This window comes from Lawsonibacter asaccharolyticus (assembly GCF_022453915.1).
In the GTDB taxonomy this organism is placed as follows: domain Bacteria; phylum Bacillota; class Clostridia; order Oscillospirales; family Oscillospiraceae; genus Lawsonibacter; species Lawsonibacter asaccharolyticus.
In genome coordinates, this window is the sequence record NZ_CP091870.1 from 2,712,781 (window position 1) to 2,736,260 (window position 23,480).

Below are 23,480 nucleotides of genomic sequence, written 5' to 3' on the forward strand. Positions count from 1 at the left end.
CGTGGCAGGGGAGCGTCACCCAGAGGTCATCGCTCTTCCTTTCGCTCTTTCGGGGTCCCGGGAGCCCCTCCCAGCTCGCCGCTCAGGAAACGGCTCAGTTCCCGGAACAGCACCGCCAGCTCCCTGCGGCTGCCCTCCGAAAGCCCCATGGACCACTCCAGGGTCCGGAACATCAGGCCCGCAGCCTCCATCTCTTCTTCGCTGTACATCCCCAGCAGCTGGGCCGGGCTCTCGTGGAGGTGGTCCGCTATGGTCTGCACCGTGGCTAGGGTAGGATTTCCGGTCCCGGCCTCGTATTTTTGCAGCGCGCTCTTGCTGATCCCCAGCTCCTTCGAATATTCCTCCAGGGATGCGTGAGAGAGCGCCCGCTTCTGCTTGAGCCGGTCAGCCAGCATATCCTGCATCTCCATCCGCAGCCCCTCCTGTCCCTCGTTTCTAGTCTGTTCTGTTGTTTTAGCATACCTTATTTTCCCACATCGTGTCAATCCCACGGAGGCTGAGAAGGAACAATTTTTATTTCTTTCCCCTCCCCTCTTGATTTCTCTCTGCTTTTTTGGTATCTTTAATAAGCGAATCTTCCGCCCGGATCGTTTGGCGTGTATCTGAAACAGAGGCCCCTCCGTCGGCCTGCAGCTTCTTTCGTCTGGGCGACAGACCGGGACCGGTCTGTGTTCTGTGGAGGTGTACCCAAGTGGTTGAAGGGTCCGGATTCGAAATCCGGTAGGTCGGCTTCGCCGGCGCAAGAGTTCGAATCTCTTCACCTCCGCCAAAAAGAAGGGCATGACCATAGGTCATGCCCTTCTTTTTGGGGCCCGCCGCCCAGAGTGCGGCTTCCCCCCTTCGGCATTTGAATGCTTGGGGGCGGCAAAGCCGCTCCTGCACAATTCCCGGCCTGCGGTCGGGAATTTACGCGCCACTCATCGCGCACTCATCCTGCTGCTCCTCGCTCCAAATCACAACCGCTTATGCTGGGTTGTGATTTTGTTTTTGGTGCAGACTTACAGCTACTGCACCTTTTTCGCAGCTGCCGTCTATGTGGGCGCAAAGTCCCCTTTGCGGCCGCGTCTTTTTATTTCTGCAGCAAAAAAGACGACACCTCATGATCCCTTGTTCCTCCTCTCCCAACCTCAGCCACTTACATTGGGTTGCGGTCAGGGCCGCCCGGCGGGGGCGGGGCCTGATAAATGACCGCACGCCGCCCCCGTGGGGCGGCGTGCGGTCTTCTCATTTTTCGCGGGTGAGGGATCTTACCCTTACACCTCGTACATCTTGACCATGCGCTGGAGCTTCTCGTAGCGGGCTTTGGCCTCCTCCTCGTTCTGAGCGAAGAGTTCCTTGGCGCGCTCGGGGAAGGAGCGGGTCAGGCTGGAGTAACGGGCCTCGTTCATCAGGAACTCCTGATAGCCGCCTGCGGGCGCCTTGGAGTCCAGAGTGAAGGGATTCTTGCCCTCCGCCTTCAGGGCGGGGTTAAAGCGGAACATATTCCAGTAGCCGCACTCCACGGCCTTCTTCATCTCGGACTGGCAGTTGGCCATGCCGCCCTTGATGGAGTGCATCTCACAGGGGGCGTAGCCGATGATGAGGGACGGGCCGTGGTAGGCCTCGGCCTCCTGGATAGCCTTCAGGGTCTGGTTCATGTTGGCGCCCATAGCCACCTGGGCCACATAGACGTAGCCGTAGGTCATGGCGATCTCCGCCAGGCTCTTCTTCGCCACTGTCTTGCCGGCCGCGGCAAACTGAGCCACCTGGCCGATGTTGGAGGCCTTGGAGGCCTGTCCGCCGGTGTTGGAGTACACCTCGGTATCAAAGACGAAGATGTTCACATCCTCGCCGGAGGCCAGCACGTGGTCCACGCCGCCGAAGCCGATGTCGTAGGCCCAGCCGTCGCCGCCGAAGATCCACACGGACTTCTTGTTCAGGTACTCCTTCTCGTCCAGGATCTCCTTGACCAGCTTGCATGCCTCGCACTGACACAGCGTCTCGCCCTTGGCCTGCAGCTCCTTGCCGAAGGCCTGGATCTCGGCCTTGTCACTGGCCAGCAGCTCGTCCACCGTGCACAGGCCGGCCTCCAGAGCCGCCACATAGGCCTTGGCAGCCTCCTGGTTGGCCTGGCCGTCCTCCATAGTGTCCAGCCACTTCTGGGCGGCCTCCTTCAGCTCAGGACGGGCCCAGTCCACCGCGATCAGGGCCTCGGTCTTGGCAGCCAGCCGGTTGCGGATGGCCTTCTGTCCCAGATACAGGCCCAGACCGTGCTCGGCGTTGTCCTCAAACAGGGAGTTGGCCCAGGCGGGACCCTTGCCCTCGGCGTTGACGGTGTAGGGAGAGGTGGCAGCCGGACCGCCCCAGATGGAGGAGCAGCCGGTGGCGTTGGAGATATACATCCGGTCTCCGAACAGCTGGGTGATGAGACGGGCATAGGCGGTCTCGGCGCAGCCGGCGCAGGAGCCGGAGAACTCCAGCAGCGGAGTGCGGAACTGGCTGCCCTTGACGGTCAGGTCGGCCATATCCTCCTTCACGGAGACGCTGGCCACCATGTAGTCAAAGACCTCCTGCTGAGCGGCCTGGCTCTCCTGGGAGACCATGGTCAGGGCGTTGGTGGGGCAGATGTTGGCGCAGACGGAGCAGCCCATGCAGTCCAGGGGGCTGACCGCCATGGCAAACTTGTACACGCCCTTGCCCTTGCCCGCCTTCACATCCACGATCTTGGCCGCATCGGGGGCGTTCTTGGCCTCCTCCTCGGTCAGGGCATAGGGACGGATGGTGGCGTGGGGGCACACGTAGGCGCACTGGTTGCACTGGATGCACTTGCTGGAGTCCCACTCAGGCACGCTGACAGCCACGCCCCGCTTCTCATAGGCGGAGGCGCCCTGCTCGAAGGTGCCGTCTGCGTGGTCTACAAAAGCGGAGACAGGCAGGCTGTCGCCGTCCATGCGGTCCACGGGCTCCAGGATGTTCTCCACCATCTTCACCAGCTTGGCAGGGCCGGACAGGACACTCTCCTTGGGTGCATCCTGAGCATCCTTCCAGGAGGCAGGCACCGTGAACTTCTTGAAGGCAGTGGCACCGGCGTCGATGGCCTTGTGGTTCATATCCACCACGTCCTGGCCCTTCTTCAGGTAGGAGTGGGTGGCCGCGTCCTTCATATACTGGATGGCCTCGGTCTGGGGCATCACGTTGGCCAGGGAGAAGAAAGCGGACTGGAGAATGGTGTTGGTGCGCTTGCCCATGCCGATCTTGGCTGCCAGGTCGATCGCGTCGATGGTGTAGACCTGGATGTCATTTTCCGCGATGTAGCGCTTGGCCACGGCGGGCATGTGCTTGTCCAGCTCCTCATCGGACCACTGGCAGTTGATGAGGAACACGCCGCCGGGCTTCACGTCCCGGACCATGGGGAAGCCCTTGAGGATATAGGAGGGGTTGTGGCAGGCCACGAAGTCAGCCTTATTGATATAGTAGGAGCTCTTGATGGGCTTGTCGCCGAAGCGCAGGTGGCTGATGGTCACGCCGCCGGTCTTCTTGGAGTCATACTGGAAGTACGCCTGCACATACTTATCGGTGTGGTCGCCGATGATCTTGATGGAGTTCTTGTTGGCACCCACAGTGCCGTCGCCGCCCAGGCCCCAGAACTTGCACTCGATGGTGCCCTCGGCGGCGGTGTTGGCGGACTTGCTCTCCGGCAGGGAGAGGTTGGTCACATCGTCCACGATGCCGATGGTGAACTGGCGCTTGGGCTCGGCCTTGGCCAGCTCCTCATAGACAGCAAACACGCTGCGGGGCGGGGTGTCCTTGGAACCCAGGCCGTACCGGCCGCCCACAACGGTCTTGTCGGTAATGCCCGCATTGGTCAGCGCGGTGACCACATCCAGGTACAGGGGATCGCCCAGGGCGCCGGGCTCCTTGGTCCGGTCCAGCACGGCGATCTTCTTTGCGGTGGCGGGGATGGCAGCGATGAGCTTGTCGGCCCGGAAGGGGCGGTACAGGCGCACCTTGATCAGGCCCACCTTCTCGCCGTGGGCGTTGAGGTAGTCGATGACCTCCTCGGCCACGTCGCAGATGGAGCCCATGGCGATGATGACCCGGTCAGCGTCAGGGGCGCCGTAGTAGTTGAACAGCTGGTAGTTGGTGCCCAGCTTGGCGTTGACCTTGCCCATATACTCCTCCACGATGGCGGGGAGGGCGTCATAGTAGGTGTTGCAGGCCTCGCGGTGCTGGAAGAAGATGTCGCCGTTCTCGTGGGAACCGCGCATGGTGGGCCGCTCGGGGTTCAGGGCGCGCTTGCGGAACGCCTCCACGGCGTCCATGTCCACCATCTCGGCCAGGTCCTTGTAGTCCCAGATGGCCACCTTCTGGATCTCGTGGGAAGTGCGGAAGCCGTCGAAGAAGTTGATGAAGGGGACGCGGCCCTTGATGGCAGCCAGGTGGGCCACGGCGCCCAGGTCCATGACCTCCTGCACATTGGATTCGGCCAGCATGGCAAAGCCGGTCTGGCGGCAGGCCATCACGTCAGAGTGGTCGCCGAAGATGTTCAGGCTCTGGGCGGCCACGGTACGGGCAGACACGTGGAAGACACCAGGCAGCAGCTCGCCGGCGATCTTGTACATGTTGGGGATCATCAGCAGCAGGCCCTGGGATGCGGTGTAGGTGGTGGTCAGAGCGCCCGCCGCCAGAGAGCCGTGGACAGTGCCGGCGGCACCGGCCTCAGACTGCATTTCGATGACCTTGACGGTGGTGCCGAAGATGTTTTTCTGGCCCTGGGCCGCCCACTGGTCCACATAGTCGGCCATGGGGCTGGACGGCGTGATGGGGTAGATACCGGCTACCTCGGTAAACGCGTAGCTGACATAGGCCGCCGCGTTGTTGCCGTCCATGGTCTTGAATTTTCTAGCCATAGAGAATCCCTGCTTTCTTCCAATTTTCTGGGCCCGGCCATCCCGCCCCGGTCCCTGTTCTCCTGTGGGATGTATGTCTCCTCCCGCCGGCCCGGCGGGCCGCCTGCCTCGGGTCGGGATGGCGGTCAGCTCCCCGCGGTCAGGCGTCCGGGCACAGCGATCCCGCCCCTCCCTGTTTTGGAGCGGGCGGTCTCTTCTCAGACAAAGCTAGTTTATCATCTTTTCCCCCATTTGTAAATCGGGCTGGAGCGATTTCCCCCGATTTCCGGAAGAAAAATACTGGCATCCGTTGCAAAGGATGGTGCCGAAGGAGTAAAATGTACCAAACGGGGACAATTTGTGTTCCATACTCCCGCCAAGGAGGATGTGCCTATGGTATTCCAAGTGCGCTCTCTGGGGCTCCAGGGGGTCTCAGGCTATGAGGTGAGCGCCGAGTGCGACCTGTCCAGCGGCCTGCCCGCCTTCACCCTGGTGGGCCTGCCCGATGCGGCGGTGAACGAGGCCCGGGAGCGGGTGCGCTCCGCCATCAAGAACTGCGGCTTTCAGTTCCCGGTCAGCCGCATCACTGTCAATCTGGCCCCCGCCCATGTGAAGAAGTCAGGCACGCTGTACGACCTGCCCATCCTGGTAGGCATCCTGGCCGCCGGCGGGCAGCTGAAGGTGCGGGACCCGGACTGCGCCTTTGTGGGGGAGCTGTCCCTGTCCGGGGAACTGCGCCCCGCAGCGGGCATTCTTCCCATGGCATTGGCCGCCGGGCGGGCTGGCATCCGCTCTCTCTTCGTTCCGGAGGCCAATGCCGCCGAGGCCACCCTGGCCGGCGGTCCCGCCGTTTACCCTGTCCGGGACGTGGCCCAGCTGGCCCGGCATCTCACCGGGGAGGAGCCCATCCCCCCGGCCCGCCCCTGGGTACCCGGCCCCGGCCCAGAGCCCGCCCCCGACTTCTCCGAGGTGAAGGGGCAGGAGAACGGGAAGCGGGCCCTGGAGATCGCCGCGGCCGGCGGCCACAACCTGCTCATGTGTGGTCCTCCCGGGTCTGGCAAATCCATGCTGGCCCGCCGCCTGCCCTCCATCCTCCCCGATATGAGCCGCTCTGAAGCCCTGGAGGCCACCGAGATCCACTCGGTGATGGGCCTCACCGACCCGGACCACCCCCTCATCAGCCGCCGCCCCTTCCGTTCCCCCCACCACACCATCTCCCCCATGGGGCTGGCAGGGGGCGGCACCAATCCCAGGCCGGGTGAGATCTCCCTGGCCCACCACGGGGTCCTCTTTCTGGACGAGCTGCCCGAGTTCTCCAAGGAGGTGCTGGAGGTGCTCCGCCAACCCCTGGAGGACGGGCAGGTGCAGATCTCCCGGGCCGCCGGCTCGGTGACCTATCCCAGCCGGTTCATGCTGGTGTGCGCCATGAACCCCTGCAAGTGCGGCTGGTACGGCCACCCCAGCGGCCGCTGCCGCTGCACGGAGCAGGAGGTGCGGCGCTATCTCTCCCGCCTGTCCGGCCCCCTTCTGGACCGCATCGACCTGTTTGTGGAGGTGGCCGCCCTGGAGTTCGGTGAGCTGGCCCGCCGCGCCCCGTCGGAGCCCTCCTCCGTCATCAAGGGCAGGGTGGACCGGGCCCGGGACATCCAGCGTGGGCGCTATGGGGACGCCTCCTGCAACGCCCGGATGGGCCAGCAGGAGCTGGACCGGTTCTGCGCCCTGGACTCGGAGTGCCAGCGGCTGATGCAGGGGGCCTTTGACCGGATGGGGCTCACCGCCCGCAGCTATGACCGCATCCTGCGGGTGGCCCGGACCATCGCTGACCTGGACAGCAGCACCTCCATCCAGCTCCCCCACCTGGCCGAGGCCCTCCAATATCGTCCGCCGGAGTACCTGCGGCGGTAGAATGCGCCCTGCATAGGGCACGCGCCGGAGGGACATCCCCGGACAGATCCGAGACTTTCTCCGCTCCCGCTGGACATCCCCGGCGCTTTCCGATATAATGCCTGTGAAGCGAATCGATGGAAAGGATCTTACACATAATGAACGAAATCATTCTGCTCAAGCTGGGTGAGATGGTCCTCAAGGGGCTCAACCGCCGCAGCTTCGAGGACAAGCTCCAGGCCAACCTCCACCGCCGTCTCCGTCCCTTCGGCCAGTTCCGGGTGTACACCCGGCAGTCGGCCACCTACGTGGAGCCCATAGGCGAGGGCTGCGATGTGGAGGGGGCCTATGAGGCCCTGAAGCACGTGTTCGGCATCGTGGGTCTGTCCCTGGCCCGCCCCTGCGGGAAGGACAAGGACGCCATCCTGGCCTGCGCCAAGGAATTTCTGGACGACCAGCTCCGCGCCGCCCGCACCTTTAAGGTGGAGACCAAGCGGGCAGACAAGACCTTCCCCATGACCTCCATCCAGCTCAGCCAGTATGTGGGCGGGGAGCTCCATGAGGCCTATGACAACCTGGAGGTGGACGTCCACCATCCCGAACTCACCGTCTACGTGGAAGTGAGGGACTACGCCGCTTACGTCCACACCCAGCCCCAGCCCGGCGCCGGCGGCCTGCCTGTGGGCATCAACGGCCGGGCCGTCTCTCTGCTCTCCGGGGGCATCGACTCCCCTGTGGCCAGTTGGATGATCGCAAAGCGGGGGGTGGCCCTGGACATGGTCCACTTCTTCTCCTATCCCTACACCTCCCTCGAGGCCAAGGAGAAAGTGCTGGAGCTGGCCCGCCTGCTCACCCCCTGGACCGGGCGGCTCACCGTCCACGTGGTGCCCTTCACCGCCATCCAGGAGGAGCTGCGCCGCTCCTGCCCGGAGGAGCTGTTCACCGTCATCATGCGCCGCTTCATGATGCGCATCGCCCAGGAGGTGGCCCGGCGGTGCGGGGCTAAGGCCCTGGTCACCGGTGAGTGCCTGGGCCAGGTGGCCAGCCAGACCATGGACGCCATGCTGGTCACCGGCGCGGTGGTCGATCTGCCCATCCTGCGCCCTGTGGTGGGGATGGACAAGGAGGAGATCGTCCAGATCGCCCGGAAGATCGGCACCTTCGAGACCTCCATTCTCCCCTATGAGGACTGCTGCACCGTCTTCACGCCCCGTCATCCTCGTCTGCGTCCCCTGCCCGGCGAGGTGGAGTTCGCCGAGGAGAAGCTGGACATCCAGGCGCTGATCCAAGCTGCGGTGGACGGCATCGAGCGGGTCCAGGTCTGAGGGACAGGAGGCGCGATATGGCACAGATCAACGTGATCCTCTGGGACGTGGACGGGACGCTGCTGGACTTCTCGGCAGCGGAGCGGCGGGCTCTGGAGGATTGCTTCCGCTCCTTTCAGATGGGCCCCTGCACGCCGGAGCTGCTGGCACGCTACTCCCAGATCAACCGGACCTACTGGCGGCGGCTGGAGCAGGGGGAGCTGACCAAGCCCCAGGTCCTGCTGGGCCGCTTTGAGGAGTTTTTCGCCCAGGAGGGGCTGAACTGCCGGGACATCCCCGCTTTCAACCAGGAGTACCAGCTGCGCCTGGGGGACACTGTGGTGTTCCGGGATGACGCCGGTTCTCTGGTGGCCCGGCTGAAGGGCCGGGTACGGCAGTACGCAGTGACCAACGGCACCCGGGTCGCCCAGGAGCGGAAGCTGTCCCGCTCCGGCCTGGACCGGATGCTGGACGGGGTCTTCATCTCTGAGATCGTGGGGACCGAGAAGCCGGGGGCCGCCTTTTTTGACGCGGTATTCTCCCAGATCTGCCCCTGCTGCCGGGACGAGGTGATGATCGTGGGCGACTCCCTCACCAGCGACATGCAGGGGGGACGCAGCGCCGGCATCCTGTGCTGCTGGTACAACCCTCTGGGGGAGCCCCGCCCGGCAGACCCCCGCATCGACTATGACATCCGGGACCTGCGCCAGGTAGAGCAGATCCTGGACCGGGCCGGGGCGGCGGAAGCCCCCGCCCCCTGACTGGAGCGCCGCCAATCTCATTTTCCTGGAGGTCTTTTTCATGTCTCATACTGTAGAGATCCTGTCCGTGGGCACTGAGCTGCTGCTGGGCAACATCGTCAACCTGGACGCCCAGATCCTCTCCCAGGGGCTCAGCGCCCTGGGCCTGAACGTCTACTGGCACACCGTGGTGGGGGACAACCCCCAGCGGGCCCGGGAGGCGGTGGCCGCCGCTAAGGGGCGGGCTGATATCATCATCACCACCGGGGGGCTGGGCCCCACCTGCGATGACCTGACGAAAAACGTGTTGGCCGAGGCGTTTGGAAAGAAGCTGGTGTTCCACGAGCCCTCTGCCCAGCGCATCCGGAATTATTTTGCCCGCACCGGGCGGCCCATGACGGAGAACAATCTTCAGCAGGCCATGCTCCCCGAGGGCTGCACCGTCCTGGTCAACGACTGGGGCACCGCCCCAGGCTGCGCCTTCCAGGCGGAGGGCTGCCACGTCATCATGCTCCCCGGCCCCCCCAGCGAGTGCCGTCCCATGTTCCAGCACCGGGTGGTCCCCTACCTTCAGGCCCTGTCTGAGGGAGTCATTGCCTCCCACACCCTGAAGCTGTTCGGCATCGGGGAGTCCCAGATGGAGGCCCAGCTCCGGGACGAGATGAACGCCATGTCCAACCCCACTCTGGCCCCTTACGCCAAGGAGGGGGAGTGTGAGCTGCGGGTCACCGCCAAGGCACCCACCATGGAGCAGGCCCAGGCCCTGCTTCTGCCCAAGGTGGAGGAGCTGAAGGCCCGCTTCGGCACCCGGGTGTACGGGGTGGATGTCTCCTCTCTGGAGGAGGTGGTGGAGGACCTGCTTCGTGAGAAGGGCCTCACCCTGGGCTGCGCCGAGAGCATCACCGGCGGCCTGATGGCCAAGCGCCTCACTGACATCCCCGGCTCCTCCCAGGTGTTTCGGGGCGGGGTGGTCTCCTACACCAATGAGGTGAAGGCGGGCGTACTGGGGGTGCCCCAGCACCTGCTGGACCAGTTCGGCGCAGTCTCCCCGGAGGTGGCCCGGGCTATGGCCGATGGAGCCCGGAGGCTGCTGGGCTGCGACATCTCCCTGTCCGCCACCGGCGTGGCCGGCCCTGGAAAGGACGAATGGGACCACGAGGTAGGCACCGCTTTCGTGGCCATCTCCACCGCCGAGGGCGCCCATGTCCGCGCCCTGAACCTGGGCAGCCGCCCAGTCCGTGCCCGTCTGCGTACTCAGACCGCCCACCACGCCTTTGATCTGGCCCGGCGTTATCTCAGCGGCCTGCCCTTCGAGGACTGATCCCGCCCCCCGATCAAACACCGCGCCCCGGAAGAGAACGTCTTCCGGGGCGCGGTCTGCTTTTTCGCTGGATTTTTCGCCGGACAACTGGGGCAGGTGCTCCATCAGCCCCCTGAAATCCCGGATCTCCTCCACGCCGTCCGGGACCGTGCGCTGCATCACCTCATAGAAGACAGGCCCGTCCTCACAGGCCACCGTGCCGCAGAGGTCTAAAAACTGTTTTGATCATCGTCTCACCTTCCGTAATACAGCTCCGGTTCCCGGCGGGGGGACAGCAGCCGCCCCTCCAGCCCCTCCACCATCTTGGGAAAAGCCGGACCGGCCACCGCCCGCGCCCCCGCCGGACAGCTTTTCACACAGGCCAGACAGGAGATGCAGCGGCCCGTGTCAGTGCTCCGGGGGGATTCCGGAGGGATGGCTCCCGCCGGGCACCGGGACACACACGCCATGCATCGGGTGCAGCTCTCGTCCCCCGCGGGGTGCACCTCCACCCGCCTGGCCGGCCGGTAGGGCCGGTCCCCCGGCACCGTGAGCCGGCAGGTCCTCCAGTCCGGCCGCTCCAGCAGCGCCCGGACCCCCGCGGCAAATTCCCGCACCTTTTCCAGGTCCGCCCCATCCGGCCGTCCGGCCCCGATGCGGCCGGAGAAGGTGTGAGGGGCGATCCAGGCCCCCGCCGCGATCCCGTGGAATCCATGGGCCTGACAGATGTCCTGCTCCTCCAGCAGGGCGTCCTCAAAAGCTCTGTTGCCGTAGCTCACATTAAAGACCGCCGGGGTCCCGTCCCCCCGCAGGCGTTCAAAGATCCCGCCCTCCAGCTGGGGCAGCCGCCCCGCATAGACCGGCGCCCCCAGGATCACCAGATCCTCCGGGCCAAAGACATGGTCCCGCGCCCGCTCCTCCCGCGCCGTCAGATCGATCTCCTCCGCCTCGCAGGAGAGCAGCCCGGCCAGCGCCGTAACATAAGCTCTCGTCCCCCCTGTTGGGCTGAAATACACCCCATATACCTTTCCCTGCAGCATAGGTCTGCCCGCCTTTCTCTCCAAAATTTGTTTTCCTGCTGACACTGTACCTCTCTTTGTCTGGCCTGTCAACCTCCGGCACAGGGAGGCGGCGGCCGCTCTCTTCTAAGAGAGCGGCCGCCGCTGTCTGCCCTGTCCGGATGATTTAGTTTTATGCGGGGCCTGCCGCCGTCCTCTGGGCCTCCCCGCCGGACGGCTGAGAGAAGCTGGTCATCCCCGATACAGTCCCGCTTTCTCCAGCCGGGAGCGGATCATGGGGCCCAGCGCCATGGCGATCAGCATTTTGACCAGGTCGCCGGGGATGAAGGGGAACACGCACAGCCCCAGGGCGGCCCCCACGGAGGAACCGGCCTGGAAGCAGTACCAGGCGGTGCCGAAGGCATAGCACACTGCAGTGCCCGCGATCATGCCGGCCAGCTGGATGCCCCGGTTCCGGAAGCGGTCGATGACCGCGCCGGCGATCAGTGCCATGGGGATGAAGCCCACGATATAGCCCCCGGTGGGGCCCAGCAGCCTGCCCATGCCGCCGGTGAAGCCGGAGAACACCGGCACGCCCACCATGCCGATCAGCACATAGACCAGATAGCTCACTGTCCCCCGCTTCCACCCCAGCAGATAGAGAGACAGGTAGATGGCCAAATTTGTGAAGGAGATGGGCACCGGTCCGATGGGGATGGACATGGGCGCCAGGACACAAGTCACCGCCGCCATCACCGCGGTCATGGACAGGCCGTAGATCTTGCTCTTTTTCTGGACCGCCCCGGCGGTCATGGGTTCGTGGCTCATAGTTCTGATTTCCTTTCCTTGTCGTTTGGGGCGTTTCTCCTGCCCCGCTGTCGCTCATACCTGGTAGCCCAGCCCCAGCAGCATGGCCCGGTCCCCCGCCATGCTGGTCCCGGTGGTGGTGAGCATGTCCCCGGTGATGGCCGCGTTGGCCCCAGAGCGGAACAGCTCCGCTCCGCCGTCCGGGAACTGCCCCCGGCCCGCCGCCATCCTGATCCATGCGGTGGGGTTGATGTACCGGAAAAAAGCCACGGTGCGCAGCACGTCCTCGTTGGAAATGGGCTCCATCCCCTCATAGGGCGTGCCCGGGATGGGCCGCAGGAGGTTCAGCGGGATGGAGCTGATCTCCAGCTCTGCCAGGCTGACCGCCAGGTCCAGGCGGTCCTCCCAGCTCTCTCCCATGCCCAGTATGCCGCCGGAGCACACCTCCAGCCCCGCCGCCCGGGCCCGTTGGATGTTGGTCACCTTGTCCTCATAGGTGTGTGTTGTGCACATCTGTGGGAAGTATCGCCGGGAGGTCTCCAGATTGGCGTGGCAGCGCTCCACCCCCGCCTCCTTCATGCGCCGGAACTCCTCCTCGGTCTGGAGGCCGTGGGAGGCGCACAGCTTCAGCCCGCTCTCCCGATGCAGCCGGGCGTAGGCCTCCAGGGCCTGCTCCAGCTCCATCCCCTTCAGGCTGCGCCCGGCGGTGACGATAGAGAAGCGGTGGACGCCCCCCGCCTCGTTCCGTCTGCACTCCGCCACGATCTTCTCCAGGGGGAGGAAGGGATACTCCTCCACCTGGGTGCCGTAGTGGCAGGACTGGGCGCAGAACTTGCAGTCCTCGCTGCACCGGCCGCTCCGGCCGTTGATGATGGTGCACAGGTCCGCCCGGTCCCCGCACAGGGCCTGCCGGATCTGGTCCGCTCCCGCCCGCAGCTCCTCCAGGTCCGCCGTCAGGAAGACGGCCAGGTCGTCCCGGCGGTTCAGCCTTCTGCCCGAGATGATCTCCACTGCCAGCTTTTTCACGCCTATCCCCTCTCTCAATTGTAAACCGTTCTTCTGCAATAGTTTACCACCGCCTCCCCAGATTGTCAACTTTATTTTTTCTTGGTTTACTATTGTGAAACAGCAGAGGGGACTGCCGGGATATCGGCGGCCCCCTCTGTCTGTGGAAAAAGCCTCGCAGAGCTTGCGCCCGCAGGTGCGGATCAAGTTCTGATCTGTTTTCCCCGGCGACATGTGCCCCGAGCAAAACACTTGCAGACTGCATCTTTCTTCCAAAAGCGGCAAAGCCACTTTTCCGACAGTCTCAGGGGGCCGCCGGTGTCCCGGCGGCCCCGTTTTGACTCTGTCAGCTCCTCCGTCCGGGACGGGGAGGGACTGGGTCTGTGTGGACGGTGCTTCGGCATTGCCGGTCGGCCCGCCTTCTGCGGGGTCCCCCACGCCCTCCCCGGTCTGCGGCTCAAAAGCGGTCCAGCACCGGCTTAAAAAGGATGGGCCGGAAAAGTCCGGCGGCTGTTCAGCCCTCCCGGATGGGACGGCCCCAGCGTTCTCCGTTCTCCTTTTCGCCTTTCGCCATCGGGCCCTCTGGAGCACAGGCCAGGAAGTTTGATACACGGTCCGGGGTTAGTATCTCCCCTCCTTTTCCTCCTATGTGTGTTTAATCAATGGAATATTTGACCAGACTATATCATACCTTTCATTGACAAGGGACAAGACCAGCCGTGCCCCGGTGTGCCGGGGCCGAAAGGAGGACAATCTCATGGCGGAAGCGGCCCGCATGTTTTCCCTGCGCCGTCTGGAGCGCGCTGACAATGTGGAGCGGCAGGAGCTCCTGACCTCTCTGGCCCACACCCGGGCCCTGATCCAGCAGGCCTACCGGGGCTTCAACAGTGCGGAGGACGGAGATCTCATTGAATCCTATGTTTTTGAGATCAATGCCCTCCAGTCCCGGTACAACTATCTGCTGCGCCGGGTCAAGGAGCTGGAGGCCCAGCCATGACCGGCTCCCTGGCCGGGGCCTGGGGCGTGGCAGTTATGGTGGCGCTGGCCGCCCTGCTCCTGCTCCACCGCCCGCTGGGCAGGCTGCTCCGGCTGGCGGTGCGCTCTTCTGTGGGGCTGGCAGCGCTGGCCCTGCTGAACCAGATCGGACTGGGGCTGGGGGTGAACCTGGTCAACGCCCTGATCCTGGGTGTGCTGGGTGTCCCTGGCCTGGGCCTGCTCCTGATGCTCCAGTGGGTCCTGCGGACCTGAGGGCCCGGTCCCTATGTGAAATAATCCCATGGACCCATCTCATTTCTTCATGCCGCCTCTGCAGCCTTTCATGCAGGGGCGGCATTTTTCCCACTTTTTTCCCGTTCTCTCCCCGGATTTTGCGGCTTTTTTCCCCATATCCTGCATTTGAAAATTATTTTCCAAAAAACGCGGGCTTTTTTATCCCAAAAGGCCTCTTTGGGGACGGACGGGGGCATTGACAGAGAAATTTTCCTTCACTATAATAGGGATACATTGTCATTTTTGTTTCCCTTCCCCTGTGCGGGAGCAGAGCTGGCAAGATCTTAATTTGAAAGGGGCTCTCCCAAAATGAGCGACCAGCGTGTTTACAACTTCTCCGCAGGACCTTCCATGCTTCCCCTGTCCGTCCTTGAGCGTGCCGGGGCCGAGATCACCAACTACCATGGATCAGGAATGTCTGTGATGGAGATGAGTCACCGCTCAAAGGTGTTCATTCAGATCTTTGAGGAGACCCAGGCCAAGCTCCGCCGCCTGATGAAGGTGCCGGACAACTATAAGATCCTGTTTCTCCAGACCGGCGCCACCGGCCAGTTCTCCATGATCCCCCTGAACCTGATCGGCAAGACGGGCAGGGCGGACTACGCCGTCACCGGCAACTTCTCCAACCTGGCCTACAAGGAGGCCCAGAAGTACGGCCAGATCAGCCTGGCCGCCTCCTCCGAGGACCGCAACCACACCTATATCCCCAGCCAGGACCAGCTGAAGCTGGACCCGGAGGCCAGCTACTTCTATTACTGCGCCAACAACACCGTCTACGGTACCGAGTGGCAGTATGTCCCCGAAACCGGCAGCGTCCCCCTGGTGTGCGACATGTCCTCTGACATCCTCTCCCGCCCCGTGGACGTCTCCAAGTTCGGCATCATCTACGCCGGCGCCCAGAAGAACATGGCCCCCGCCGGCCTGACCGTGGTCATCATCCGGGAGGATCTGGCCGGCCACGAGCTGCCCTACACCCCCGTGATGATGAGCTACAAGGCCATGATCGACAAGGACTCCATGTACAACACCCCGCCCTGCTGGTGCATCTACATGCTGGGCCTGACCCTGGACTGGCTGGACGAGCAGGGGGGCATCGAGGGCATGGAGCAGATCAAGCACGGTAAGGCCCAGATGCTCTACGACTGCATCGACAGCTCCAAGCTGTTCACCTGCGCCGCCGAGAAGCCCTTCCGCTCCGATATGAACGTCACTTTCCGCTCCGCCAGTGAGGAGCTGGACGCCAAGTTCGTCAAGGAGGCGGCCGAAGCCGGCTTCGTCAATCTGAAGGGGCACCGCAAAGTGGGCGGCATGCGGGCCTCCATCTACAACGCCGTCCCTGTGGAAGGCGTGGAGAAGCTCTGTGACTTCATCCGGGCCTTCGATAAGGCCAACTGAGGCCCTGTTCCCATTCGATCTTCCGCTTGCAGACCAAACAGGGGGTGCTTCCATGGCCGCAAAAGAAAACAACCGCTTCGTCAAGATCTACGCCCAGGGTGCCCTGGTCCAGACCGAGATCTGGGTGGATACTGTCACCGGGGTGCAGTATCTCTTTCACCGGGACGGAAATGCCTCTGGGCTCACCCCGCTGCTGGGGCCGGACGGGAAGCCTGTGATCGCTCCCCAGTGATCCGCCCCTTCCATCAGAAATCAGGATTCGAGGTAATTGCCATATGTACCGCATCAAAACCATGAACAAGATCGCATCCGCCGGCCTGGATCAGCTGGACAAGAGCCGCTTCCAGGTGGGTGAGGATGTGGAGAACGAGGACGGCATCCTGGTGCGCAGCGCCAAGATGCACGACTACGTCTTCCCGGATGCCCTGCGTGCCATCGCCCGGGCGGGCGCCGGCACCAACAACATTCCCATCGACCGCTGCTCCGAGTCCGGCATCGTGGTCTTCAATACCCCCGGTGCCAACGCCAACGCAGTAAAGGAGCTGGTCATCGCCGCCCTGCTCATCGCCTCCCGGGACATCGTCGGGGGCGTGGACTGGGTCCAGGAACAGGCTCACACTCCAAATGTGGATGTAGCCGCCGCCGTGGAGAAAGGCAAATCCGCCTTTGTGGGCCCTGAGCTCTACCGTAAGACCCTGGGTGTCATCGGCCTGGGTGCCATCGGCGCCCTGGTGTGCAACATCGGCCTGGACCTGGGGATGGACGTGTACGGCTACGACCCCTACCTGTCTGTGGACGCCGCCCTGCGGCTGGACCGCCATGTCCATGTGGTCAAGGACGTGAACGAGCTGTACAAGGTGTCTGACTATGTCACCATCCACGTCCCCTACACCAGTTCCACCAAGGACTTCATCAACGGGGACGCCATCGCCAAGATGAAAGGCGGTGTCCGCATTCTGAATCTGGCCCGGGGCGAGCTGGTGTGCGACCAGGACATGATCGCCGCCCTGGAGACCGGCCGGGTGGCCAAGTATGTCACCGATTTCCCCAACGACACCATCGCCACGGTGAAGAACGTCATCGCCATGCCCCATCTGGGCGCCTCCACCCCGGAGAGCGAGGAGAACTGCGCCGTCATGGCCGCCCGTCAGCTCCAGGATTACCTGGTCAACGGCAACATCCGCAACTCGGTGAACCTGCCCAATCTGGAGCAGGAGTGGAGCGGCATCTCCCGCCTCTGCCTCATCCACAAGAACGTGCCCGCCATGCTCACCAACATCATGTCCACCCTGTCCAACGACGGGATCAACGTGGAGAACATGACCAACAAATCCAAAAAGGACTACGCCTACACCATCGTGGACGTGAACACCCGCATCACCGACCAGGTGGCCAACGAGCTGCGCGCCATCCCCGGCGTGATCCGGGTGCGGGTGCTGAACCACTGATCTGCCGCCCCATCCGCTTTCCCTGCCCTCCAGCCCCGGCCGGAGGGCATTTTTTCTGTCAGAAATTTCTGAGCAAGCTGCCGGAAAAAGCGCACATACTGAACAGTGAGCGCGATGGGAAAGGCGGCGGTCATCATGTGGTGCAGGAAAAAATTTTTTAAATACTGGCGGGTCCTTGTGCCTGCACTGCTTCTGGCGGCCCTGTGCCGGCCCGGCCCAGGTCCAGCCGCAGAGGCAGGGGGCGGCGGGTCGGTGACGGTGCCGGAGGAGCCCCCCCTGGTGGCTCTCACCTTTGACGACGGCCCCAGAACCTCCACCACCTCCCGCCTGCTGGACGGTCTGGCTCTCCGGGAGATCCAGGCCACCTTCTTCCTGGTGGGCGACCGCATCCAAGGTCAGGAGGCCCTTGTCCGGCGCATGGCGGAAGACGGCCACCAGATCGGCGTTCACTCCTACGATCACAGCTGCATCTCTGACCTCTCTCGGGCGGACTTCGACCTCCAGGTGGGCAGAACCCGGGGCGTCCTCTCCGCCGTGCTGGGCTCCGGTGACTTCTGGCTCCGCCCGCCCTACGGAATCATTGACGATGCGGGGCTCCGGTGGGCCGGCTCCCCCGTTGTCCTGTGGTCCGTAGACCCGGAGGACTGGAAGGACCAGGACACTGGGCGGGTGGTGGGCTCCGTCCTCAGCCATGTGGAGGACGGCAGCATCATCCTGCTCCACGACATCTACGACAGCTCAGTGGACGCCGCTCTCCAGATCGCGGATGCCCTCTCCGGGCAGGGCTACTGCTTTGTCACGGTGGAGCAGCTCCTCCAGGCCAAGGGAATCCAGCCCCAGGACGGGACTGTTTACCGGTGCGCAAAATAAAAATTTAACGCTTTTTTGTGTTAAAGTGTTGATTTGCGCCCCAAACCGTGGTACAGTGCTATCGTTCCCACAGACGCACTTTGGAATCGAGGAGATCGTTTATGAGCAGACAGATCGCGGTCATCGGCCTGGGCCTGATCGGCGGCTCCATCGCTATGGGGCTGAAAGAGTTTGAAGATTTTAAGCGGGTGGGGGTGGATGTGAGCCAGCCCACCCTTCGCTACGCCCTGGAGCAGGGAATTGTGGATCAGGTCTGCGAGGACCCCCGGGAGGCCCTGGCCCAGGCGGATCTGGTGTTCCTCTGCATGCATCCCCGGGGCATCCAGGAGTTCCTCTCTGAGCATCGGGACCACTTCCGCCCCGGCAGCCTGGTCACTGATGTATGCGGCGTGAAGGGCGCCATCGTGGATGCCGCCCGGACCCTGCCCTCCAGTGTATCCTTTCTAGGAGGGCACCCCATGGCAGGCACTGAATTTTCCGGCATTCAGCACGCCCTGCCCAACATGTTCCAGGGGGCCCACTACATCCTCACCCCGGACGAGGGGACCCAGCCGGAGCATCTTGCGCTGATGGAGCGGGTGGCCAGGCACCTGGGCTGTGCCGATGTGGTGCGCACCACCCCGGAGCAGCACGATGCCATCATCGCCTATACCAGCCAGATGATGCACATCATCGCCGTCTCGGTGTGCGACGACCCCAGCCTGTTCGCCTACCAGGGCTTCGAGGGGGACTCCTTCCGGGGCTGCACCCGGGTGGCCGCCCTGGACGTCCCCCTGTGGACCCAGCTCTTCTCCCTGAACGCTCCCGCCCTGACCCAGGCGCTGGAGACGTTGGAGGACAACCTTCGCCTCTACCGCCAGGTCATCCAGTCCGGGGACACCCGTCAGCTGGCGGACAAGCTGGCCTTCTCCGCCGCCCGGAAGCGGAAGATGAACCAGCTGGAGGCAGAACGGGGGGCCACCGGCCGGGGCGCATGACCAGCAGGCAGAGAGCCTGGGGGAATCTCTTTCCCCACAAATGACAGCAGAGAGCCCCGGCCGTTAGGCCGGGGCTCTCTGCTTGTGTGTGTTGTAAAGGAGAGGGAGAAATGGGAGAATTCTTTGTGATCTTGGGTACAGTGATATCCTACCGAAGAAATACGTCGAAATCATGACCTGCCTATGAACTTTCTGTAAACAGCACGCGTCTCTCCGGACAGCACAGCGCCCCAGCCTTGAGACCGGGGCGCTGCACCTGTGTGTGTTGTAAAGAGAGGGAGAAATGGGAGGTATCCTATGAAAACTGGGTACGGTCTTATCTTAACGGAGAAGTACTGCTAAATCATGTCCGCAATGTGAATTTTCTGTAAATAGCCCCATCCTGTACCGGAACAGTCTGACACCCCGGTCCATGGGACCGGGGTGTCAGACCTGTGTGTGTTGTAAAAGGAGAGGGAGAAATGGGAGTTTTCTTCTGGGTACGGTGTTATCATACCCAGAAATTAAGGCGAAATCATGTCATCCCTGTGAACTTTCTGTAAACAGAGAATCCCTGCCCGGCTATATGCCCTGCTCCACCATATGGACCCGGGATTGCTCCCAGTATCGGAGGTATGGCCTGCCGCTATTCCCGTCCAGATCCATCTGGTAGAGCCGGAACAGCACCGGGATGTCCTTAGGCTGCCACTGCTCCTCATAGGAGTATTGATAGACCATTCCCAACTTTTTCATCACCGCTCCGCTGTTGGGGTTGTTCACATCGTGAGTGGCTGTGAGATAAGGCAGCCCGTCCCGCCTCACCTGCTCTACCAGGGCCCGGGCTGCCTCCGCAGCGATGCCCCGATGCCAAAACTCATGGCGCAGCCCATAGCCCAGGTCGTGGCTCTCGTCCAGGTCCACCTTGACGTAGCCGATGGGGATGTCGTCCTCCTTGAGGCAGATCGCGTATTGGTATCCCCGCTCTGCCCGGTAGACCGGCTGGTACTGCCTTTCAAAGAGCTGCCTCGCCTCCTCCAGCGACTTCAGGGGGAACCACGGGAGGAAGGTATTGGCCTCCACGTCTCCAAAAATGGCCAGTATGGCCGCTGCGTCCTCCGCTGTGAACCGCCGCAGGCGCAGCCGCTCCGTCTCCAGCTCCGGTGTATTCATTGCGCTCCGCTCCCCTTCTGTTTTCCTGTTGGCTCATTTTGTTCCGGTCAGGTCATTCTACCATATCGGAGGCGGCCCCTGCAAGATGGCCCGCCCACCTCGCCGCCGGGGAATGCGCCCCCCTGCCATTCTGACCCCCTCCTCTTTCCCCTTCCTGCTAAAAACTCCCCGCAAAACGATAGGTTTTTCTCTCCCCTTTGGCTTGATTCTGTCACAGCTTCTGTGTTATGATAAAGGTTAGAGCATCAGGACCGGGCCCATTCCCGTCCCCACACCCTCCCGGAAAGGAGCACGCCTCATGGCCCTCGCCACTGTTGTCCACCCCGCCCTGGCCCCCAGCAGACGCATCCTGGCGGTCAGCGACATCCACGGCAACCGCGCTTTTTTCCGCGGTCTGCTGGAAAAAGCTGCTTTCTCGTCCCGTGATATTCTGGTGCTGGTAGGGGACATCCTAGAGAAAGGGCCGGACAGTCTGGGCCTGCTGCGGGATATCCTGGAGTTGTCCCAGGACCACACCATTCTCCCTGTCTGCGGCAACTGTGATGGGCTGGTCCTCCGTTTCTTTGAAGATGACCTGTGGGACCAAGGCTTTTTCCGGGTCTATCTTCCCGCCCACCCGGAGAGTATCCTGCGCCAGATGGCCAGGGAAGCCGGCTTTGACCGCTGGGACGACCTGCCCCGCCTGCGGGAGTGCCTGCGCCGGACCTTCCCCTGGGTCTGGGACTGGCTGCGTTCCCTGCCCACCATCCTGGAGAGCGAACACCTGGTCTTTGTCCACGGCGGAGTCCCCTCCCTGGACCGCATGGAGGAGCTGGACGCCTGGCACTGCATGAAAAACGACGACTACTGGGGCCAGGACCACTCCTTTGCCCACACCGGCAAGTATGTGGTGGTGGGCCACTGGCCCGTCACCCTGTATGACCCCCGCATCCCCTCCGCTGCCCCCATCATCGACCGCGCACGGCACATCATCTCCATCGACGGCGGCTGCGTCCTCAAGCTGGACGGTCAGCTCAACGCCCTTATCATCCCGGAGGAGTCCTCTCCAGACTTCAGCTGGACCGCCTACGACGGGCTGCCCACGGCCCGCGCCCTGGACCCACAGGCGCCTTCGGAGGATTCCCTGAACATCCGCTGGGGCCGCAACCGGGTCGAGGTGCTGGAGCGGGGACCGGAGTTATCTCTGTGCCGCCATCTGGAGACTGGACGGGTGCTCCCCATCCTCACCAGCTATCTTTATGACAGCCCGGAGGGGCTCCGGTGCGAGGACTCCACTGACTACCTTCTGCCCGTCGTGCCGGGGGACTGCCTTTCCATCGTGGCCCGCACCGGAGAGATGGGCACCCTGGTAAAGAAAAACGGCGTCACCGGCTGGTACCAGGGCCGCCTGAATGACGAGACAAAAAGAGAAACAAAAGGAACTTGATCGTATGCTGGATTTCCGACCCCTGCAGCTGGAGGACCTGCCCCGGCTGCGCCCCTATTTTGCTTACAGCGGCAGCCGCCTGTGTGACACCACACCGGGCACCGTTTTCATCTGGCGGGACATGTACCGCACCGAATACGCTCTGTGGGACAACTCTCTCTATTTTAAGGTGGACTATCCTGGCGTAGGTCCCACCTTTACCCTTCCCTTGGGAGGGGGCAGGCTGGAGCAGTTCCGGCAGATCGCCGAATACTGTCTGCAGAACAAGCTGCCCCTGCGTTTTGTCCCCGTCCCCAAGGACGAGCTTGACCGAATGCTCCACTTTTTCCCTGGAAGCACCGCCCAGGCGGACCGGGACACCTTTGACTATCTCTACCGCAGCGAGGACCTGAAGTTTTTCCGGGGCAAAAAACTCAGCGGTCAGCGCAATCACGTCAACCGCTTCCACAAGACCTACGGGACCTGGACCTTCCGCCCTATCGTGCCTGAGGACCTGCCCATGATCCTCGCCCTTCTGGACCGCTATGTCCAGGAGCACGAGAAGGACTCCGTCTCCTATCTGGAGGACCTGAACAAAACCAAGGAGGTCCTGAACAACCTGGACCTCTACGACATGAAGGGCGGCCTGCTGATGGTGGAGGACCGTCTGGCCGGCTTCTCTCTGGGAGAAGTGCTGGGGGACACCCTGTTCATCCACATCGAGAAGGCGGACCGGGAGATCTTTGGTGCCTATCAGATGCTGGTCAGCCAGTTTGCCCAGGCCTATGCCGGGGAGGGGGTCTCCTTCCTGAACCGTGAGGACGACGTGGGCGACCCGGGACTGCGCACCTCCAAGCTGTCCTACCATCCGGTGGCCCTGCTGGAGAAGTATGTGGTGACTGTGCCCGACCCGGTGCTGGCCCTTCCCGGTGCCCGTCCCTAAAATAATTTTCCAAAAAAACTCCCCGTCCCCTTGACAAATCAAAGTCCTATTGATAAACTATCAGAGCCGCTTTGAATGGGCCACAAAATGGGAGCCAGCCTCCCTGCCCCCGACAGCGAGCCCGTTATGAAGGAGTTGAATCATACATGCACGCTATTATTGAGACCGGCGGTAAGCAGTACAAGGTGACCGAGGGCGATACCCTGTTCATCGAGAAGCTGGAGGCCGAGGCCGGACAGGCCATCACCTTCGACAAGGTCCTGGCCATCCTGGACGGCGACAAGGCTACCTTCGGCGCTCCCGTAGTGGAGGGCGCTTCCGTGGCCGCCACTGTGGTGAAGAACGGCAAGGGCAAGAAGGTCCGGATCTTCAAGTACAATCCCAAGAAGGGCTATCGCAAGCGTCAGGGCCATCGTCAGCCCTACACCAAGGTGCAGATCGGCGCCATCCAGGCCTGATCATGACCACCGTGACCTTTCATACCGAGGGCAGCCGCATCGTGAGCTTTGAAGTGCAGGGCCACAGCGGATACGCCCCGGAGGGGGAGGATATCGTCTGCGCCGCCGTCACCAGCGCGGTCCGTCTGGCCGAGTGCGCCGTCAACGACGTGCTGGGGCTGGAGGCCGCCGTCAAGGTCCGGCAGAAGGACGCCTATCTCTCCCTGAAGCTCCCCGCCAAGCTGGGTCAGACCGCCGAGAGCACCTGTCAGACGCTGATGACCGCTCTCATGGTCCACTTCGCCCAGCTGCATGAGGAGTACCCCGATCACATTATCGTCTTGGAGGTGTAAGACATGCTGAAAATCGGTCTGCAGTTTTTCGCCCATAAAAAGGGCGTGGGTTCCACCCGCAACGGCCGTGATTCCGAGGCCAAGCGCCTGGGTGTCAAGCGCGCCGACGGTCAGTTCGTGCTGGCCGGCAATATCCTGGTCCGCCAGCGCGGCACGCACATCCACCCCGGCGTCAACGTGGGCAAGGGCAGCGATGACACCCTGTTCGCCCTGAAGTCCGGCAAGGTGAAGTTTGAGCGTCTGGGCAAGGACCGCAAGCAGGTCTCCATCGTGGAGATCGCTCAGTAATTGAGCTGCTGAAAAAAGCCGCAAACGGATGGCGTTTGCG

22 protein-coding genes and 1 tRNA gene are annotated in these 23,480 nt (G+C 63.0%); 17 read left to right on the forward strand and 6 right to left on the reverse strand.

Annotation, left to right across the window (positions count from 1 at the left end; genetic code table 11):
- Nucleotides 1–26: 26 nt before the first annotated feature.
- A complete protein-coding gene (locus L9O85_RS13045) occupies nucleotides 27–410 on the reverse strand; it encodes a helix-turn-helix domain-containing protein (protein ID WP_301578858.1) in 384 nt (127 codons plus the stop codon).
- 267 nt (nucleotides 411–677) lie between these two features.
- On the opposite strand from L9O85_RS13045, the gene L9O85_RS13050 reads away from it, so the two are divergent.
- Nucleotides 678–769: transfer RNA gene (locus L9O85_RS13050), tRNA-Ser, on the forward strand.
- Nucleotides 770–1,253: 484 nt separating this feature from the next.
- Here L9O85_RS13050 and nifJ read toward each other — a convergent pair.
- Nucleotides 1,254–4,889 (reverse strand): pyruvate:ferredoxin (flavodoxin) oxidoreductase, encoded by a 3,636-nt coding sequence (gene nifJ, locus L9O85_RS13055; RefSeq protein ID WP_050623376.1) that lies wholly within the window; start codon nucleotides 4,887–4,889, stop codon nucleotides 1,254–1,256.
- 372 nt (nucleotides 4,890–5,261) lie between these two features.
- On the opposite strand from nifJ, the gene L9O85_RS13060 reads away from it, so the two are divergent.
- From L9O85_RS13060 to L9O85_RS13075, 4 genes are all read left to right on the forward strand, one after another.
- Nucleotides 5,262–6,773: a YifB family Mg chelatase-like AAA ATPase gene (locus tag L9O85_RS13060; RefSeq protein WP_050623375.1), complete on the forward strand. Its 1,512-nt coding sequence runs from the start codon at nucleotides 5,262–5,264 to the stop codon at nucleotides 6,771–6,773.
- Nucleotides 6,774–6,910: 137 nt separating this feature from the next.
- Nucleotides 6,911–8,077, forward strand: coding sequence for a tRNA uracil 4-sulfurtransferase ThiI (thiI, locus tag L9O85_RS13065; protein ID WP_050623374.1), 1,167 nt, complete (start codon nucleotides 6,911–6,913; stop codon nucleotides 8,075–8,077).
- A 17-nt stretch (nucleotides 8,078–8,094) separates the two neighbouring features.
- Entirely contained in the window at nucleotides 8,095–8,817 is a 723-nt protein-coding gene (locus tag L9O85_RS13070; RefSeq protein ID WP_301578859.1) for a YjjG family noncanonical pyrimidine nucleotidase, read from the forward strand.
- Between the two features lie 40 nt (nucleotides 8,818–8,857).
- On the forward strand, nucleotides 8,858–10,117 hold the full coding sequence (locus L9O85_RS13075; protein WP_256183392.1) for a competence/damage-inducible protein A: 1,260 nt from the start codon (nucleotides 8,858–8,860) through the stop codon (nucleotides 10,115–10,117).
- A 233-nt stretch (nucleotides 10,118–10,350) separates the two neighbouring features.
- On the opposite strand, the gene L9O85_RS13080 is transcribed toward L9O85_RS13075, so the two are convergent.
- The 3 genes from L9O85_RS13080 to bioB form a co-directional block, all read right to left on the reverse strand.
- A complete protein-coding gene (locus L9O85_RS13080) occupies nucleotides 10,351–11,136 on the reverse strand; it encodes a 4Fe-4S binding protein (protein ID WP_108980435.1) in 786 nt (261 codons plus the stop codon).
- A gap of 210 nt (nucleotides 11,137–11,346) precedes the next feature.
- On the reverse strand, nucleotides 11,347–11,922 hold the full coding sequence (locus L9O85_RS13085; protein ID WP_050623370.1) for a biotin transporter BioY: 576 nt from the start codon (nucleotides 11,920–11,922) through the stop codon (nucleotides 11,347–11,349).
- Between the two features lie 54 nt (nucleotides 11,923–11,976).
- Nucleotides 11,977–12,927, reverse strand: coding sequence for a biotin synthase BioB (gene bioB, locus L9O85_RS13090; RefSeq protein WP_193955464.1), 951 nt, complete (start codon nucleotides 12,925–12,927; stop codon nucleotides 11,977–11,979).
- A gap of 736 nt (nucleotides 12,928–13,663) precedes the next feature.
- On the opposite strand from bioB, the gene L9O85_RS13095 reads away from it, so the two are divergent.
- The 7 genes from L9O85_RS13095 (at nucleotide 13,664) to L9O85_RS13125 (ending at nucleotide 18,865) form a co-directional block, all read left to right on the forward strand.
- The gene (locus L9O85_RS13095) at nucleotides 13,664–13,903 is read left to right on the forward strand and encodes a DUF2508 family protein (protein WP_050623369.1); all 240 of its coding nucleotides are present in this window, start codon (nucleotides 13,664–13,666) and stop codon (nucleotides 13,901–13,903) included.
- Complete coding sequence (locus tag L9O85_RS13100) at nucleotides 13,900–14,154, forward strand: pro-sigmaK processing inhibitor BofA family protein (protein WP_050623368.1); 255 nt, start codon at nucleotides 13,900–13,902, stop codon at nucleotides 14,152–14,154. Before L9O85_RS13095 ends, L9O85_RS13100 begins: the two co-directional genes overlap by 4 nt.
- A gap of 330 nt (nucleotides 14,155–14,484) precedes the next feature.
- Complete coding sequence (gene serC, locus L9O85_RS13105; RefSeq protein WP_050623367.1) at nucleotides 14,485–15,570, forward strand: 3-phosphoserine/phosphohydroxythreonine transaminase; 1,086 nt, start codon at nucleotides 14,485–14,487, stop codon at nucleotides 15,568–15,570.
- A gap of 52 nt (nucleotides 15,571–15,622) precedes the next feature.
- A complete protein-coding gene (locus L9O85_RS13110) occupies nucleotides 15,623–15,802 on the forward strand; it encodes a DUF6440 family protein (protein ID WP_050623366.1) in 180 nt (59 codons plus the stop codon).
- A gap of 43 nt (nucleotides 15,803–15,845) precedes the next feature.
- Nucleotides 15,846–17,018, forward strand: a complete 1,173-nt coding sequence (locus L9O85_RS13115; RefSeq protein ID WP_050623365.1) for a phosphoglycerate dehydrogenase — start codon at nucleotides 15,846–15,848, stop codon at nucleotides 17,016–17,018.
- Between the two features lie 177 nt (nucleotides 17,019–17,195).
- Nucleotides 17,196–17,888, forward strand: a complete 693-nt coding sequence (locus tag L9O85_RS13120; RefSeq protein WP_301578864.1) for a polysaccharide deacetylase family protein — start codon at nucleotides 17,196–17,198, stop codon at nucleotides 17,886–17,888.
- Between the two features lie 101 nt (nucleotides 17,889–17,989).
- On the forward strand, nucleotides 17,990–18,865 hold the full coding sequence (locus L9O85_RS13125) for a prephenate dehydrogenase (protein ID WP_108980430.1): 876 nt from the start codon (nucleotides 17,990–17,992) through the stop codon (nucleotides 18,863–18,865).
- 561 nt (nucleotides 18,866–19,426) lie between these two features.
- On the opposite strand, the gene L9O85_RS13130 is transcribed toward L9O85_RS13125, so the two are convergent.
- The gene (locus L9O85_RS13130) at nucleotides 19,427–20,014 is read right to left on the reverse strand and encodes a GNAT family N-acetyltransferase (protein ID WP_256183351.1); all 588 of its coding nucleotides are present in this window, start codon (nucleotides 20,012–20,014) and stop codon (nucleotides 19,427–19,429) included.
- 298 nt (nucleotides 20,015–20,312) lie between these two features.
- Here L9O85_RS13130 and L9O85_RS13135 point away from each other — a divergent pair, with 298 nt between their 5' ends.
- From L9O85_RS13135 to rpmA, 5 genes are all read left to right on the forward strand, one after another.
- The gene (locus L9O85_RS13135; protein WP_301578867.1) at nucleotides 20,313–21,440 is read left to right on the forward strand and encodes a metallophosphoesterase; all 1,128 of its coding nucleotides are present in this window, start codon (nucleotides 20,313–20,315) and stop codon (nucleotides 21,438–21,440) included.
- 4 nt (nucleotides 21,441–21,444) lie between these two features.
- Complete coding sequence (locus L9O85_RS13140) at nucleotides 21,445–22,362, forward strand: DUF2156 domain-containing protein (RefSeq protein WP_050623360.1); 918 nt, start codon at nucleotides 21,445–21,447, stop codon at nucleotides 22,360–22,362.
- A 146-nt stretch (nucleotides 22,363–22,508) separates the two neighbouring features.
- Complete coding sequence (rplU, locus tag L9O85_RS13145; protein WP_050623359.1) at nucleotides 22,509–22,820, forward strand: 50S ribosomal protein L21; 312 nt, start codon at nucleotides 22,509–22,511, stop codon at nucleotides 22,818–22,820.
- 2 nt (nucleotides 22,821–22,822) lie between these two features.
- Nucleotides 22,823–23,152 carry a ribosomal-processing cysteine protease Prp gene (locus L9O85_RS13150; protein WP_050623358.1) on the forward strand — a complete coding sequence of 110 codons (330 nt, stop codon included), beginning with the start codon at nucleotides 22,823–22,825 and terminating at the stop codon, nucleotides 23,150–23,152.
- 3 nt (nucleotides 23,153–23,155) lie between these two features.
- Nucleotides 23,156–23,440: a 50S ribosomal protein L27 gene (gene rpmA / locus L9O85_RS13155; protein ID WP_050623357.1), complete on the forward strand. Its 285-nt coding sequence runs from the start codon at nucleotides 23,156–23,158 to the stop codon at nucleotides 23,438–23,440.
- The last annotated feature ends 40 nt before the right edge of the window (nucleotides 23,441–23,480 follow it).

Excerpts from the sequence above, each read along its gene's own strand:
- rplU (WP_050623359.1), top strand. The coding sequence starts at position 22,509 with ATGCACGCTATTATTGAGACCGGCGGTAAGCAGTACAAGGTGACCGAG.
- L9O85_RS13140 (WP_050623360.1), top strand. The coding sequence starts at position 21,445 with ATGCTGGATTTCCGACCCCTGCAGCTGGAGGACCTGCCCCGGCTGCGC.
- L9O85_RS13110 (WP_050623366.1), top strand. The coding sequence starts at position 15,623 with ATGGCCGCAAAAGAAAACAACCGCTTCGTCAAGATCTACGCCCAGGGT.
- L9O85_RS13075 (WP_256183392.1), top strand. The coding sequence starts at position 8,858 with ATGTCTCATACTGTAGAGATCCTGTCCGTGGGCACTGAGCTGCTGCTG.
- L9O85_RS13085 (WP_050623370.1), bottom strand. The coding sequence starts at position 11,922 with ATGAGCCACGAACCCATGACCGCCGGGGCGGTCCAGAAAAAGAGCAAG.
- L9O85_RS13060 (WP_050623375.1), top strand. The coding sequence starts at position 5,262 with ATGGTATTCCAAGTGCGCTCTCTGGGGCTCCAGGGGGTCTCAGGCTAT.
- serC (WP_050623367.1), top strand. The coding sequence starts at position 14,485 with ATGAGCGACCAGCGTGTTTACAACTTCTCCGCAGGACCTTCCATGCTT.
- L9O85_RS13115 (WP_050623365.1), top strand. The coding sequence starts at position 15,846 with ATGTACCGCATCAAAACCATGAACAAGATCGCATCCGCCGGCCTGGAT.
- L9O85_RS13100 (WP_050623368.1), top strand. The coding sequence starts at position 13,900 with ATGACCGGCTCCCTGGCCGGGGCCTGGGGCGTGGCAGTTATGGTGGCG.
- L9O85_RS13070 (WP_301578859.1), top strand. The coding sequence starts at position 8,095 with ATGGCACAGATCAACGTGATCCTCTGGGACGTGGACGGGACGCTGCTG.
- L9O85_RS13045 (WP_301578858.1), bottom strand. The coding sequence starts at position 410 with ATGGAGATGCAGGATATGCTGGCTGACCGGCTCAAGCAGAAGCGGGCG.
- rpmA (WP_050623357.1), top strand. The coding sequence starts at position 23,156 with ATGCTGAAAATCGGTCTGCAGTTTTTCGCCCATAAAAAGGGCGTGGGT.
- L9O85_RS13095 (WP_050623369.1), top strand. The coding sequence starts at position 13,664 with ATGGCGGAAGCGGCCCGCATGTTTTCCCTGCGCCGTCTGGAGCGCGCT.
- L9O85_RS13125 (WP_108980430.1), top strand. The coding sequence starts at position 17,990 with ATGAGCAGACAGATCGCGGTCATCGGCCTGGGCCTGATCGGCGGCTCC.
- L9O85_RS13130 (WP_256183351.1), bottom strand. The coding sequence starts at position 20,014 with ATGAATACACCGGAGCTGGAGACGGAGCGGCTGCGCCTGCGGCGGTTC.
- thiI (WP_050623374.1), top strand. The coding sequence starts at position 6,911 with ATGAACGAAATCATTCTGCTCAAGCTGGGTGAGATGGTCCTCAAGGGG.
- L9O85_RS13135 (WP_301578867.1), top strand. The coding sequence starts at position 20,313 with ATGGCCCTCGCCACTGTTGTCCACCCCGCCCTGGCCCCCAGCAGACGC.
- nifJ (WP_050623376.1), bottom strand. The coding sequence starts at position 4,889 with ATGGCTAGAAAATTCAAGACCATGGACGGCAACAACGCGGCGGCCTAT.
- L9O85_RS13150 (WP_050623358.1), top strand. The coding sequence starts at position 22,823 with ATGACCACCGTGACCTTTCATACCGAGGGCAGCCGCATCGTGAGCTTT.
- L9O85_RS13080 (WP_108980435.1), bottom strand. The coding sequence starts at position 11,136 with ATGCTGCAGGGAAAGGTATATGGGGTGTATTTCAGCCCAACAGGGGGG.